The sequence below is a fragment of the Marinomonas spartinae genome (assembly GCF_016461715.1).
GTDB classification, from domain to species: domain Bacteria; phylum Pseudomonadota; class Gammaproteobacteria; order Pseudomonadales; family Marinomonadaceae; genus Marinomonas; species Marinomonas spartinae_A.
Genome location: NZ_JAEMUI010000011.1, coordinates 67,934 through 81,799, shown reverse-complemented (window position 1 = coordinate 81,799; position 13,866 = coordinate 67,934). Strand labels below are relative to the sequence as shown.

General features: G+C 46.8%; 11 protein-coding genes. 3 read left to right on the top strand and 8 right to left on the bottom strand.

The features are described from left to right. Positions 1 to 111 precede the first annotated feature (111 nt). The 4 genes from fhuB to JHD45_RS11665 form a co-directional block, all read right to left on the bottom strand. Positions 112 to 2,091 carry a Fe(3+)-hydroxamate ABC transporter permease FhuB gene (gene fhuB / locus JHD45_RS11680; RefSeq protein ID WP_233407776.1) on the bottom strand — a complete coding sequence of 660 codons (1,980 nt, stop codon included), beginning with the start codon at positions 2,089 to 2,091 and terminating at the stop codon, positions 112 to 114. Continuing rightward, the gene (locus JHD45_RS11675) at positions 2,088 to 2,951 is read right to left on the bottom strand and encodes an ABC transporter substrate-binding protein (protein ID WP_199476694.1); all 864 of its coding nucleotides are present in this window, start codon (positions 2,949 to 2,951) and stop codon (positions 2,088 to 2,090) included. Before JHD45_RS11675 ends, fhuB begins: the two co-directional genes overlap by 4 nt. 14 nt (positions 2,952 to 2,965) lie before the next feature. After that, positions 2,966 to 3,730, bottom strand: coding sequence for an ABC transporter ATP-binding protein (locus tag JHD45_RS11670; RefSeq protein WP_199476693.1), 765 nt, complete (start codon positions 3,728 to 3,730; stop codon positions 2,966 to 2,968). Between the two features lie 331 nt (positions 3,731 to 4,061). Beyond that, on the bottom strand, positions 4,062 to 6,128 hold the full coding sequence (locus JHD45_RS11665; protein WP_199476692.1) for a phosphatase PAP2 family protein: 2,067 nt from the start codon (positions 6,126 to 6,128) through the stop codon (positions 4,062 to 4,064). Between the two features lie 117 nt (positions 6,129 to 6,245). Here JHD45_RS11665 and JHD45_RS11660 point away from each other — a divergent pair, with 117 nt between their 5' ends. Beyond that, positions 6,246 to 6,560 (top strand): 4a-hydroxytetrahydrobiopterin dehydratase, encoded by a 315-nt coding sequence (locus JHD45_RS11660; RefSeq protein ID WP_199476691.1) that lies wholly within the window; start codon positions 6,246 to 6,248, stop codon positions 6,558 to 6,560. A gap of 34 nt (positions 6,561 to 6,594) precedes the next feature. Here the strand turns inward: JHD45_RS11660 and JHD45_RS11655 are convergent, their stop codons facing one another. The 4 genes from JHD45_RS11655 to eat all read right to left on the bottom strand — a co-directional run bounded on the left by JHD45_RS11655 (position 6,595) and on the right by eat (position 11,177). Continuing rightward, positions 6,595 to 7,248 carry a helix-turn-helix transcriptional regulator gene (locus JHD45_RS11655; RefSeq protein ID WP_199476690.1) on the bottom strand — a complete coding sequence of 218 codons (654 nt, stop codon included), beginning with the start codon at positions 7,246 to 7,248 and terminating at the stop codon, positions 6,595 to 6,597. A 131-nt stretch (positions 7,249 to 7,379) separates the two neighbouring features. After that, positions 7,380 to 8,261 (bottom strand): ethanolamine ammonia-lyase subunit EutC, encoded by an 882-nt coding sequence (eutC, locus tag JHD45_RS11650; RefSeq protein ID WP_418903780.1) that lies wholly within the window; start codon positions 8,259 to 8,261, stop codon positions 7,380 to 7,382. Next, on the bottom strand, positions 8,261 to 9,679 hold the full coding sequence (locus JHD45_RS11645; protein WP_199476689.1) for an ethanolamine ammonia-lyase subunit EutB: 1,419 nt from the start codon (positions 9,677 to 9,679) through the stop codon (positions 8,261 to 8,263). The genes eutC and JHD45_RS11645 overlap by 1 nt, the downstream gene beginning before the upstream one ends. Before the next feature lie 121 nt (positions 9,680 to 9,800). Continuing rightward, the gene (eat, locus tag JHD45_RS11640) at positions 9,801 to 11,177 is read right to left on the bottom strand and encodes an ethanolamine permease (protein WP_199476688.1); all 1,377 of its coding nucleotides are present in this window, start codon (positions 11,175 to 11,177) and stop codon (positions 9,801 to 9,803) included. Positions 11,178 to 11,471: 294 nt separating this feature from the next. Between eat and JHD45_RS11635 the strand changes: the two genes are divergently transcribed. Both JHD45_RS11635 and zigA read left to right on the top strand, forming a co-directional pair. Continuing rightward, a complete protein-coding gene (locus tag JHD45_RS11635) occupies positions 11,472 to 12,452 on the top strand; it encodes a helix-turn-helix domain-containing protein (RefSeq protein WP_199476687.1) in 981 nt (326 codons plus the stop codon). A gap of 148 nt (positions 12,453 to 12,600) precedes the next feature. Further along, a complete protein-coding gene (zigA, locus tag JHD45_RS11630; protein WP_418903779.1) occupies positions 12,601 to 13,818 on the top strand; it encodes a zinc metallochaperone GTPase ZigA in 1,218 nt (405 codons plus the stop codon). The last annotated feature ends 48 nt before the right edge of the window (positions 13,819 to 13,866 follow it).

Here is a 13,866-nt window from a genome sequence, read left to right as displayed (position 1 = left end):
GTTAGATCCATAAATAAACGGTTTTGATTTGTATTATCATTCTCATTAATTAGCTTTAACACATTCCATGTTTTACGAAGCAAGATACTAGTATGCTGGTAGAGCTATTCCCTAGAGCCGCCGTAAGCCCCACATCAGGTATAAGCCGCCGAGAATGGAGGCGACCATGCCTGCGGGTACTTCCTGTGGGTAGAGTAATTGTCGACCTAACCAGTCGGACAGTAACATCAGTAGTCCCCCTACCAATGATGAGGCGATCAGATGATCGCGGGCACGACTAAAACCAAATAGCCGTGCTAAATGAGGTGCCATCAGCCCAACAAAACTTAGTGGACCGACAACCAAGGTGGCAGCAACAGTTAGGCAAGCGGCTAACAGTAGCAGCAAGAGACGGGATCGGGAGACATTCATTCCCAATGATCGAGCTGTCGCTTGCCCTAGCGGTAAAACATCCAGCCATTTACTTAGAAAAAAGCCAATACTGACCAATAGCAACGTCGCTATCGCTAAAGGCAACAAGGTTTGGCTTTTAACGTAATAGGTGGAACCGGATAACCAAGCTAAAAAAGCATAGCTACGTGGGTCGCCACCGGCGAGAATAAGACTTTGCACGGCATTCATCAGGGCCGTAATAGCGACCCCTGTCAGCAATACCCGCTCCGGTTGAAATCCCGACTTATGATTGAGCAAGACGATTAACCCCATGACCATCAGGGCACCCACTAGACCACCTATATAGAGTCCAACAAGTCCTGATGCAAGACCACTATAGAGGGTGATAATCAGACCAATGGCGATGCCAGAACTGATACCAATCACCTCTGGGCTCGCCATTGGATTGCCGCTTAAGCGCTGAATGATGGTGCCTGCTACCGCGAGCATAATGCCAGCTAATAATGCCGCAACTAAGCGAGGTATCCGCCATTCCAACAAAGACCAATCGCCATTGAAGACTAGCCATTGCCAACCGTGGTTTTGAATAGACAAACTGGCAAACAAACAAAAACCTACCAGCAATGCCCCGCCGGTCCATACAATGGCGGATTTGCTGAGGTGATGTATTTGCTGATTATGTCGGGTTAATACGGTTTCCGCTTGGGCCTGATGACGAATGGCCAGTTTGGGTAGTAGCCATAACATAAGTGGTGCCCCCAGCGCTGCCGTGGCGGCTCCTGTCTGAACAACCATTGCCACCGTGTCTGGTAGTCGTTGAATCAATAAATCTGTCAGTGTTAGTAAGAGGGCGCCAAGTATCATGGACACTATTACTTTAGGTAGTAAACGACGGATGCCCATTAGCCGCGTAATAGCAGGGGCGGCGAGCCCAATAAAGCCAATCACACCAACACTGGCGACCACCCAAGACGTCAGTAGTACCGCTAGACCAAGACAGACAAAACGGAGTTTAGTTAATGACACCCCTAAGCTTTTGGCACCAGACTCGGTTAATTCTAATAAACTTAATGGCTTAAGGAATAAAAGCGCGACGAGCACCGCGGCAAGAATGCGAGGCCATAAATAGGTGACATTGCCCCAGCCCGTTTGCACTAGAGAACCCGCTCCCCAGATCATTAAACCAGAGAGTTTTTCTTGATTGAGCATCAGCAATACGGTGCTGAACGCGCTGAAATAGAGATTAAGCACCAGACCCGCAATCACGACCACTGTGGGCGATAGAGCCCGTCGCCAAGACAACAGAAAGACCAGCCCCATGGTAATGAGCCCTCCTGTTAAGGCAACCAAACTTTGAGAAAACGCCATCAGCCAAGGTGCATACAGTGTTGCCAGCATCAGGCTAAAGCTAGCGCCGCTAGCAATCCCCAAAGTAGAGGGCGAGGCAATGGGGTTTCTAAGTACCTGTTGCAACAACACCCCAGCCACCGCTAATGCAGCACCACACAATAATGTGGTAAACAGGCGTGGCCACCAGGTTAATGACAACTCGACCGAGCGGCTAGACTGCCAGTTTGTCTGAAATAAGCTAGCAAAAGCGTGGTTAAGTCCACCGACGCTGTTTAGGTGGGCGCCTATTAACAAAGCGACCAGAACGGAAAGGAGCGCCATCAGCGTGAAAGGAAGCGTCCGCATCATTTGCTCTCCTGATGAATAGCAGTGGTTAATAGACGAGCAAAGCGTACCGTGGAAGGGATGGCGCCAAAGCTCCAAACGGGCGGGATTTTTAGCATCGGATGCCCTGTTTGTTTGACCAAGTATTGCCAAAAGGCATCCTGTCGTAGGTTCGCTTCCACACCTGCTGGTAATGGCTCGATGACGACAATTTGCCCTTTTACGCCAAGCAGTTTGTCAATGCCAACCAGAGAAAAGCCCCACTTATTGGTCTGTCGGTGCCACGCACTTTGTAAACCGATTTGCTGAGCAGCAATGCCATACAGGCTATTAGTGCCAAAGACTCGCACATGACGAGCGTCCATAAACTGCATCATCAACAAGGGTGGAGTATGGGCGGGAACCTGTTTAGAAAGGGTCGCCAACGTCGCCTGAGCCGATTGAATCAGTGAGTTAGCGGCCGCTTCTCGGTGAGTGTCTTTCGCGAGGGTTTGCGTATAGGTTTTGAAGGCTTGCCATGAAACATCGCCTTTTTTATATAAGGCGATGTTTGTTACGGGGGCAATACGGGATAATTGTGGTGTCAGAGACTGAAACATCGGAGAGATAAAAATACGCTCTGGTTTTAGCTCCGCCAATCGTTCCAAATTGGGTTGAGTGCGCAAGCCAAGATCGACGGTACGACTGGGAATGGCCGGGGATTTTACCCATGCGTTGTAATCGGCTATCTGGGCCGCGCCAATGGGGTGAACGCCTAAGGCAAGCAGGGTTTCGATCTGCGTCCAATCTATGGCGGCCACTTTCATCTCACGCTCTTGTGCGACGGCGAAGTGGGTTGTAAACGTGATAGACAGCAGAAGCAAATAAGAAAAGGTACGTTTCATAACTTCCTACTTGGCTAGTAAGGCATGGCAACCGGATACCCTGCGGGGTGATCCGTAATGTGCATATTGATACCGTAGATGTCTTCTAGGGTTTGTGGTGTAAAGAGGCTCTCAATAGAGCCTGAGGCAATCATCTTTCCACTGTGCAGTGCGACGATATGATCGCAGAAGCGCGCTGCCATATTGATATCGTGGATAACAATAATCACACCAAGGGATAACTCGCGACTGAGCTTTTTGATCAGATTAAGCATGTCTACTTGATGGGCAATATCTAAAGCAGATAGCGGTTCATCAAGTAGCAAATATTGCGTGCGCTGAGCCAGTAACATGGCGAGCCAAAGGCGTTGGCGCTCACCACCGGATAAGGTGTCAACTAAACGGTCCTGATAAGAGAGGGTATCGGTTAGCGCCATGGCTTCGTCGATGTATGTTTGATCCTGACGATTTAAACGGCCCAGCAAACCGTGCCAAGGATAACGACCAAACCCAACTAGGTCTCTGCCCGATAGGCTGTCCGTTGCTGGGGTTTGCTGAGGAAGATAAGCCACTTGTTGGGCAAATTGTTTATGGGACCAAGAGTCGATAGCTTGACCATTTAGCAGAATATGACCACGGGTTGCTGTTTGTTGTTGGGCGAGCAGCTTAAGAAGAGTGGATTTTCCTGATCCATTATGACCGACCAAGGCGTAAATTTTTCCAGGCTCAAAGGCCATGGAAAAGTCGGCCAATAAGGCGCGGCCATTCACGTCAAATCCTAATGCTTTCGACTCTATCATTCCATTCACTCTCTGCATTACATGTGGTGTCGATGTCTGAGGGCAATATTTTTATATAATAATGACGTTAATGCAAATCATTTTCATTTAAAGTGTAAATATTTAGTACACTGAGACCTTTTCACGATGTCACGAGTGACGCCAAGACGCGGCAAAAACAGACGAGAAAGCGGATTTTATCGCTATAAATGAGCATTTTGAGTCTGTTTTTAACAAAGTATTGGCAAGCACAGTAATCGTGCAAAGGTCTCACACTTTATGCATGATTTGGCATAAGCAATAGCCCTATCTATTTGTTGGGCTATTGCTTGGTTCGCGGGGAAAAGCAGATTTATTGAAAGGTCGCGATGAGCTTATTGTCAGTATATTGCAGACGAACTGGTAGAGGGGAAGAAATGGTTTCAAATTGACCTTGTAACTGGCGTCCCTCAATTAGCACGTAGCCTTTGCCTGCTTGAGGATGAAAATGCGACAAATCTAAGGCCAATGTACCGCCAATGATAACCACGTTTCCTGAAGCTTGAATTTGGCTGGCGTCTTTATCCATGTCGATTTTAGTGGCCCCATTCAACTGAGTGTAGTTCGCGACCTTTAATGCACCTTTTGATGTCACATCCAAGATGCCATTTTTCAAATAGAGGTCGCCTTTACCCAATGCATGGACTGAGGCGGCTTCCAATACACCATTGTCGATAATCGTGCCACCATGATACTGATTGTTGCCCGTTAAAGTAAGAATGCCGCAGCCTTTCTTCGTTAGTTTTCCCTTGCCCGAAATAGGATTACGCCACCAATCGTGAGCATTAAAGGCGCCTTTATTGGCGTCCATATTGACCGTAACATCTCCATTAAAGGCACCATATCCATCAGCGGCGGTGACTAAATCTAAACGGCCCCAACCATTTGATTGATCCAGAATAGGATAGCCAGAGGGCACTTCTGTGGTTGCCAGAACCGCACGGCGTTGTGCTGGGCTTAAGTAAGGCTGTCTGGTGGCTAGTAAGAGTTCAGCCCCTGCTGGTACAACGGGCCCTTGGTGTAACTTTCCTGTCTGACTAAAACCATAGGTCAGTCGTGATCGATAAAGGGCTTTCATCGCTTCGTGATTGGCAAACTTATTGTTATCAAATACATGGGTATTGACCTTATCGCCAAGTATTAAACCTTGCGGGTGCAACACTTTGTTGTGAGCGAAATAATACAAGAATTGTCTGGCCGCGTAAGCTTGTTGACCAAAGTAGGATTGCGAGTCGTTATAGGCTCTTTGTGCATCCGCCTGAATGTGCCTTTGAGATAACGCGTAAGTTGCTACGGCTAAGGCGTGAATACGGCCACCGATCACATCTACGGGGGAATGCATACCCGCTTGAATGCGGCTCTCGCCTAATTGCGACGCCCGAGTAAGCATCTCTGAATAACGCTGTGGCAAGGCGTAAGCATAGGCCATGGCCGCTAAGTAACCAGCATTGGTGTGTCCACTTGGATAGGCGCCATCTTTACGGCGGTTTTCCTGGTTATTGGCAACAACGCTGCTCTCATGATGACGACGTGAGCACATCAGGCCAGGCACGACTTTTACATCGGATTGGTATTGATCAATCAGCCAGTCCGAATGCACGGTACCATTTTGCTGTACACAAGAATAAGGCGCGGTGCCTAGATAATGTATTCCGCCAGTTTTGTTCATACGCCATGGACGAGGGGTTGAATAAATATACTTTGAGGCACTCGTGGAAGCTGGGGCTACCTCGCGAAAATCGTAAACCAGTTGATACACACTACCTAATGGCGCGTTTCGTTTTCCGGCAAACTTGATGTCATCATTATTCTTGGCATAGTAATGGGCGTTGCTAACAATGTCTTTGACGGTCGGCTGATCAATGTCTGTGTAGGCGCCAGAAGCCGTTACATAGGCTTGTGTCAGAGGGCCATAGCCGTCAATCACACTGTAGTTTTTGCTGCGCTGATCATCCAAATAGGCGGCAATGGCTTGTTTCTCTGTGCGCTGCTGGGTGACCTTGATCACATAAGCAATGTTTTCTTGCCAGATTTTTGGATTCACAATGGCTTGGTTGGCAAAACTGCTTGGTCCATTGCTGTTGGCGTCGTTTTGCCACCCCTTCAGCCCATTCGTCCAAATTTGATTCATGCCGATTAGTAGCGTTGCGATGGGGTTTTGCTCAATATTGTATTTCAAATTCCCTTTACTGTTGTTCGCACCATTTTGAATCACGGGCAAAGGGTAATCTACTTGAGGAACTGGAACCGTTTGTTCAAAGCCCAACCCGATAGGCGGTAATGGTGTTGGTATTGTCGAGTTTGCCTGGGTGACGGAGCTGATGAAAAGTGTTAACCATAACGAGCTTTTAATAGGGGAGAGTGTAAAGGGTGTTTTCATTATAAGTGGCTTCCTTGGACATCGAGCGAGAGTCGCGTTACTGTGAAAAGGTTAAGCTAAATGGGCAAGATGAAAGCTTAATGACAGCAATTTAAAAAATTCTTCAACGGAGGCGTTATGACAGTACAAAAGCTCAATGACAACGACGTTCAACAAGCCCTACATTCTCTTAATGAAAAATCCGATTCTAAATGGACATTGGAAGACGACAAGCTCAGTAAAACCTTCAAATTTAAAGACTTTCAGCAAGCCTTTGGCTTTATGACCCTGTGCGCGATTTATGCGGAAAAGAAAGATCATCATCCTGAGTGGTTTAATGTCTACAACACCGTCAAAATACAACTGACAACTCATGATGTGGGCGGGCTTTCTGAGAAGGATTTTGATCTGGCAAGTAAAATGGAAGACAACGCGTCTTTCTTTACAAGGTAAAGTAGTTCAGACGACATCCTTGTCATAGGATAAGCTAACTATTTTTGGAAACCAGTAATCTTTCTAAGGTCTTGACGGAGTTGGGCAAGAGTCCAACTTTTAAGTCGAAGGGTTGGAACAGTTTGTTCACTATGTCCGCAGTGTAATTACCTTTATCGTTTTCGTTTTCAGAAAGGGTTTTGCGGGAAACGCCAACGAGATTAGCGAAGTCTTCTTGTTTTAAACCGAGCACTTGAATGCGTAATATTTTCAGCGCTTCTCCTTGACTAATATCACCCAGAATCAATTGTTTGATGATTCGCTGCATGGTCTTTTGTTTGTCATCGTCAACAAGAGGTTGTGAATTCTTAGAGGCTCGTGCAATGGGATTTTTTGTCTTGCCGTCGTCGGTTTCATCCAGCACGGCTGGGGTGTCATCAGTGACTGGAGTATGGCTTTTTTCTAGGGCTTGAATGGTTTCTTCGAGGGTTTCTTTCACGGCCTGTGTGGCTTCTTTTACAGGCGCAATGACCGATTCAACCTGTTCTAAAACTGTAGTGGGAGTAACGATGTCGGCCGATTTTTTTTTCTTACTCTTAGTTTTACCCTTTTGTTTGTCTTGGGCGGTTTTTTTAGACGCTTTTTTGCCCTTCTTTTTTGACTCTTTCGCTGGCGGGTAAACACTATCGATTTGGCCTTTCATTTTCATGCTACTACCTCATAAGTTCGCTAATGATGACATGTATTGCACTCTAATTTAGAGCATAGTACATTAATGTTACGTATGTGTTTCAAAATGATTATTTATACAGGCTTTGCCATGCTGCTTGTCTAAAATCATCAGTCCGAAGCCGTTAGGAAGTTACGTGTGGAGTGGCCTGTATCAATGACAAGGTCGTCATCCGAGCGATCTTTAAGTTTCACGCCAGATAGCTTCAATTGTTTGGCTTCTTTTAATAAATAAAATGCCTTGCGAGCGGCTTCCTGATAATTCAGTCCAGCAGGGCGAATGTTTGAGATGCAATTGCGATACGCATCGGTATAGCCGACTTTACCCCCCCAAGTAAGATACAAGCCTAAACTGTCTGGTGAGCTTAATCCAGGGCGTTCACCAATGAGCACCAACACGCATTTAGCGTTAAGGCGCTCACAAATATCATCGCCAATGGCGACGCGGCCTTGTTCTACTAGGCATAAAGGAGCGATCGTCCAAGAAGGCGACTGATTGCCTAATATGGAAAACAAGGCATTGAGAAAGGGCTGGGTATTTTGTTCAATGGCGAGAGAAGATAGTCCATCCACAACGGCAATCACTAGATCATACCCTTGTGGATAACTGGCTTGGTGTTCATCTAAAAGTCGGGCGGATTCATCATCCAGTCGTCGTCCATAATCAGGTCGCTGCAAGTAAATCGCACGATCCGCTGCTCGGCTGTGTAAAAACAAAGGCGCAGACTGAGGAGCCCAATCCTGTGCCATAAGTTGAGTCGCGAGTCCTTTGCTATCCAAATGGGTATGCACCGCGTCAATTGCCTGGGCATGAGCCAATTGAAAGGCTAATAAATGCTTTGTCGGTACGCTAATACCGGAACGTCCCAGACCCACACGAGCATCCGTAAAGGCATTGAGTTTGTGCCATATATTCTCTGTCACCGCTTCGCTTGATGGTGGCTCGGAAGACGGCGTTGAATCCATTAGGTTTTTCGCATCGTCTGTGCCCATTATTGGCCTCCAATCAGACGGTTTAAGGGCTTATAAAAAGCATCGGGTAATTGCTGATTTAAAACAAACTGTTCGTTGTTCTTAAAAATCCCCATCTTGGCGAGCCAAGCATCGAACTCGGGGGCGGGTTTTAGCCCCAGTGCTCTTCGAGCATATAGGGCGTCGTGGAAGGAAGTTGTCTGGTAGTTGAGCATGATGTCGTCTGAACCAGGAATCCCCATCACGAAAGTACAGCCAGCGACGCCGAGCAACGTTAGTAAGTTGTCCATGTCGTTTTGATCGGCTTGAGCATGGTTGGTATAACACACATCACATCCCATAGGTAAGCCAAGTAGCTTGCCACAGAAGTGGTCTTCGAGCCCAGCTCGGGTAATTTCTTTGCCATCGTATAAATATTCAGGACCGATAAAACCGACAACCGTGTTAACCAGTAGCGGACTGAATTTACGTGCCACAGCATAGGCTCGTGCCTCACAGGTCTGTTGATCCAAACCATGATTGGCGTTGGCCGATAACGCGCTGCCCTGTCCTGTTTCAAAATACATAACGTTGTTGCCGACGGTGCCCCGCTTGAGTGATAAGGCGGCTGCCTGTGCTTCAGCTAAATTGGCAAGGTTAAACCCAAAACTGTCATTCGTCGCTTGTGTACCACCAATAGATTGGAACACCAAGTCCACAGGGGCACCTTGCTCGATACATTCGAGGGTATTGGTAACATGGGTTAACACGCAGGATTGGGTGGGGATCTCATAATGCTGGATGACGTCGTCCATCATTTTGATTAAGCGCGTTGCTTGTTGCACATTGTCTGTCGCGGGATTAATGCCGATGACGGCATCTCCGTTAGCATATAACAGACCATCCAGCATGCTCGCCGCGATACCGGTTAAATCGTCCGTCGGATGGTTAGGTTGTAAGCGGGTAGATAAATGACCCGGTAAGCCAATGGTGTTACGAAATGCTGTTTTTACATGACATTTTTTCGCCACGATAATGAGGTCTTGGTTACGCATAATTTTACTGACCGCTGCTGCCATTTCTGGTGTGACACCAGGGCGAATTTGCGTGAGCATCTCGCTAGTGGCCAAATCACTTAATAGCCAATCCCGAAAACCACCGACCGTCAGGTGAGATATAGGGAAAAAGGCCTGTTTGTCATGATCATCAATGATTAACCGAGTAATTTCATCGACTTCATAGGGAACTAAAAGTTCTTCAAGGAAAAGCTTAAGTGGCACATCGGCTAATGTCATCTGCGCGACAGCGCGTTCTTCTGCGCTTTGTGCGGCGACCCCTGCTAGCCGATCTCCCGAGCGAGCGGGGGTGGCTTTGGCCATTAAATCAGCAAGGTCAACAAAGCCAAAGGTGCGTTCACCAAGGGTATAGCGAAAGGAAAACTTGGAGTCTGAATGGTTCATCAGTCAGTTACGCCTCTTATTATTTCGACGTTAAGTATAAAACGGTGACCTGTTAATGCATAAAAGGTAGTACGTTGTTGAACGTACCACCTCTATGCTGATATGCAAAGTAGTCGCCAGTTTAGATCGAGTTGGAACCACTTAACATGACATCACCCTGTGCGTTGTCACGTTGGTGTTTGGTAAGAGAGAAATAAATAAAACCGATGACCATAAAGCCTAAGAAAATCAGTGCAATAACAAGGTTAAACCATACCATCGCAATCAAGCAGACGACAGCTAGGGTCAACGCAATTGCTGGTACGATAGGGTACCCTGGGGCACTGAAAGCACGCTCTAGATTAGGTTCTGTTTTACGCAGCTTGAACAGGCTTAACATGCTGATGATGTACATCACGATAGCGCCAAATACCGCCATGGTAATCATGGCTGCGGTTAAACTCATACCTTGTAGATTGATAATGCCATCACTGTAAATGGCGGCAATACCAATGATTCCGCCGGCGATAATGGCACGGTGTGGTGTTTGAAAACGCGACAATTTAGCTAGACTCGCAGGTAAATAACCGGCGCGAGCTAACGCAAAACCTTGACGAGAATAACCCAGGATAATGCCGTGGAATGAGGCGACAAGGCCAAACAAGCCAATCCAGACCAACATATGTAACCAGCCAGAATGTTCACCGACAACCATTTTCATGGCCTGTGGAAGTGGATCGTTGATGCTGGAAAGTGCTTTCCAATCACCCGCGCCGCCAGCCATAATCATCACGCCCATGGCCAAGAAGACCAAGGTCAGAATGCCACTAACGTAGGCTTTTGGAATGGTACGTTTGGGGTCTTTCGCTTCTTCGGCAGCCATGGCAGCCCCTTCTATCGCTAAGAAAAACCAGATAGCAAAAGGAATGGCTGCAAAAATGCCAGACATGGATCCCAAGGAGAAGGTGTTAGAGCCGGCCCAGCCATTAATAACAAAGTTGCTGAAGCTAAAACCTGGGGCGACGACGCCCATGAAAACAAGCAGCTCGATGACCGCCAATACGGTGACAATCAGCTCAAAGGTGGCGGCAATTTTAACCCCCAGAATATTTAGCCCCATAAAAATAATATAGGCTCCAACGGCCGCTGTTTTCGGGTCTAATTCAGGGAATTGAACACTTAAATAAGCGCCAATGGCCAGCGCGATGGCGGGTGGTGCAAAGACAAATTCGATTAAGGTGGCAAGCCCCGCTATCAAACCACCTTTTTCGCCAAATGCCCGTCGACTATAGGCAAACGGTCCACCCGCATGGGGAATGGCAGTGGTTAATTCGGTAAAGCTGAAGATAAAACACGTGTACATAATGGCAACAACAACGGCGGAGATCAAAAAACCTAATGTACCGGCGACTCCCCAACCATAGCTCCAACCAAAATACTCTCCAGAGATAACGAGCCCAACGGCGATGGCCCATAAATGTATGGTACCTAACGTGGGTTTTAGTGTTTGTGTTGTCATTGTGACCTCTCAACATATGTTATTCGTCCTCTACAAACTCAGTTTGTAAAGATCCTGTTCCACTTGAGGGGGAGTTGCTCCCACTCACACAAAGTTCCGTTTACTTGAATACATGACTTATGCGACTAAAAAGCCTTTTGATCGGCATAAGTTTTGCTGGTTACACAATAATAATTATGTTCGTCATTCTGTTAACGAATAATGGCAAAATTATTAATATCTAATAATTTCAGTAGGTTATGGTTTTAAAGAGCCATTTTGGCAAGATAAATAACCATGCTACAGGAAGAGTATATGCTGTTTGAATCCACTTTTGCACCGAATAAGGGCGTTCCGCTTCATGTATCCGACGCATATGATGCCGACTTGCATGCCAGCAACCTCACCAATTGGCAACAAGAATACGACCAAATTAGTCGAGGGCGTTTCTATGGGCGCATTATTGAGCTGCCATTAAGCGGTCTACAAGTTTTCCGCGAACATACTAGTCAGGCATTGCAGCAAAAATGTGTGGTCTGGCCGGATTCCATTTGGTTGGGAATTCCTTTAGTGGGTCAAGAGGAAAGCCGCATTAACGGTTTGACGATTCGGCCAGACACCATTATGTGTCGACCTGGTGATTGTGAGTTTCAGCTAACGACACCTCAGAATTACGACCTTTATGGGTTAGTAGTGGATCGTGAGGCTTTGGTAAACATGGCAAATATCCATGGGGTTGATCTGAATTGGCGAGAACTGACTGCCTACGGACGCCTTGGCGTCCCCAATAAAACCTTGGCCGATGTACGTTTTTTACTGGCTCGCTTATTATCTACTCACAATACCGCAACCCCGCCGCGTTTGCAGCACGACATTATCATGATGGCCTTGCTGGAAGTGCTGAAGCTGGAAACGCCTAAGCCCGCGAAAACGCAAAGTTATTTCCATCGAAAACGAGTGGTTGATGTGGCGCGTCAATTTTTAGATAACCATTTGGACGAGCCCGTTACCATCACGCAACTGTGTGAAGTCTGCAGCGTGAGCCGCCGAACCTTACAGTACAGTTTTGAAAGTATTTTAGGTGTGAGTCCAATTCAATATTTACGTGCTAGTCGACTTAATGGTGTACGACGTTCATTACTTCATGCAACAAGCGGACAAACCGTCAGTGATATTGCCACCCAATGGGGCTTTTGGCACCTAAGTCAATTCGCCAAAGATTACAAACAATTGTTTGGCGAGCCGCCTTCTAAAACTCTCTCTTGCCACGTAGCAGGAGGAGCCGAGGTTTTCTAATTTTGATGTTGCTAGGTCACTTCCATCGAGCATGGGATTTGTCATAAGTGTATTTGTTATGTTATAACATAATTATCTTGGCGTATTGAATTCCATCAAATCGTTAATCTTAGACCTATCAATCACTTTTCTTCATGTAGGGTATTATATGAATGAACATCCAATGAGTCGCTTCACGAATAAAAAACTGCCAGTCACTGTGTTGTCTGGTTTTCTTGGTGCAGGTAAAACCACCTTACTCAACCACATTTTAACGAATCGAGAAGGTCGACGGGTTGCCGTGATTGTGAATGACATGAGTGAGATCAATATTGATGCTGCGTTGATTCGAGAAGGAGGAGCAGAGCTTTCTCGTACCGATGAAAAAATGGTTGAAATGAGCAATGGCTGCATCTGCTGTACGTTAAGGGAAGACTTGCTTATTGAGGTAGAGCGACTTGCCAAGGAAGGAAAATTTAATCAGCTGGTGATTGAATCAACCGGTATTTCAGAGCCGTTACCCGTTGCGGAAACCTTTACTTTTGAAGGGGAAGATGGCCGTTGTCTGAATGAGGTGGCACAACTGGATACCATGGTGACCGTGGTAGACGCGTTTAATTTTCTTCGTGATTATAGCTCACAAGATGATTTACAGACTCGTGGGGAATCGTTAGGGGAGGAAGACGACCGAACAGTCGTTGATCTACTCATTGAACAAATCGAGTTTTGCGATGTGATGGTCATTAATAAAGTGGATTTGGTGAGCGAAGAAGATCGAGACCGACTGATAGCGATTCTACGTAGCTTGAATCCAAGGGCGAAAATTGAAATTGCTCAGTTTGGTAAGGTGCCATTAGACCGTGTTTTAAATACAGGACTGTTTGATTTTGAACAAGCCTCTTTAGCGCCCGCTTGGCTGAAAGAAATTCGTGGTACCCATGTACCAGAAACCGAAGAATATGGCATTAGTAGCTTTGTTTACAGCGCACGTAGGCCATTCCATCCAAGCCGTTTTTATCACCTTGTTAACCAAGATTGGCCGGGAGTCGTGCGTTCAAAAGGGTATTTTTGGTTAGCGTCAGATCCAACCAAAGCGGGGTCTTGGTCGCAAGCGGGAGCAGCAGCACGACACGGCCCTGCGGGATATTGGTGGGTCTCTGTGCCAAAAGATCGCTGGCCACAGGATGAAGAGTCAGTTGCTTGGATCCATGAAAAATGGCATGACGAGGTGGGCGATGCCCGTCAGGAGTTGGTTTTAATCGGCATGGATATGGATGAAGATGCCTTGCGAGCCAATTTGGACGCTTGCTTGCTAACCGATGAAGAAATGGCACAAGGGCCAAAAGTATGGGTGGGTTGGGAAAACCCTTTTTCAGAATGGGAGTAAGCCTGTGGAGCGCCTTATTTTTATAAGGCGTTCTTTCTAAGGCATTGA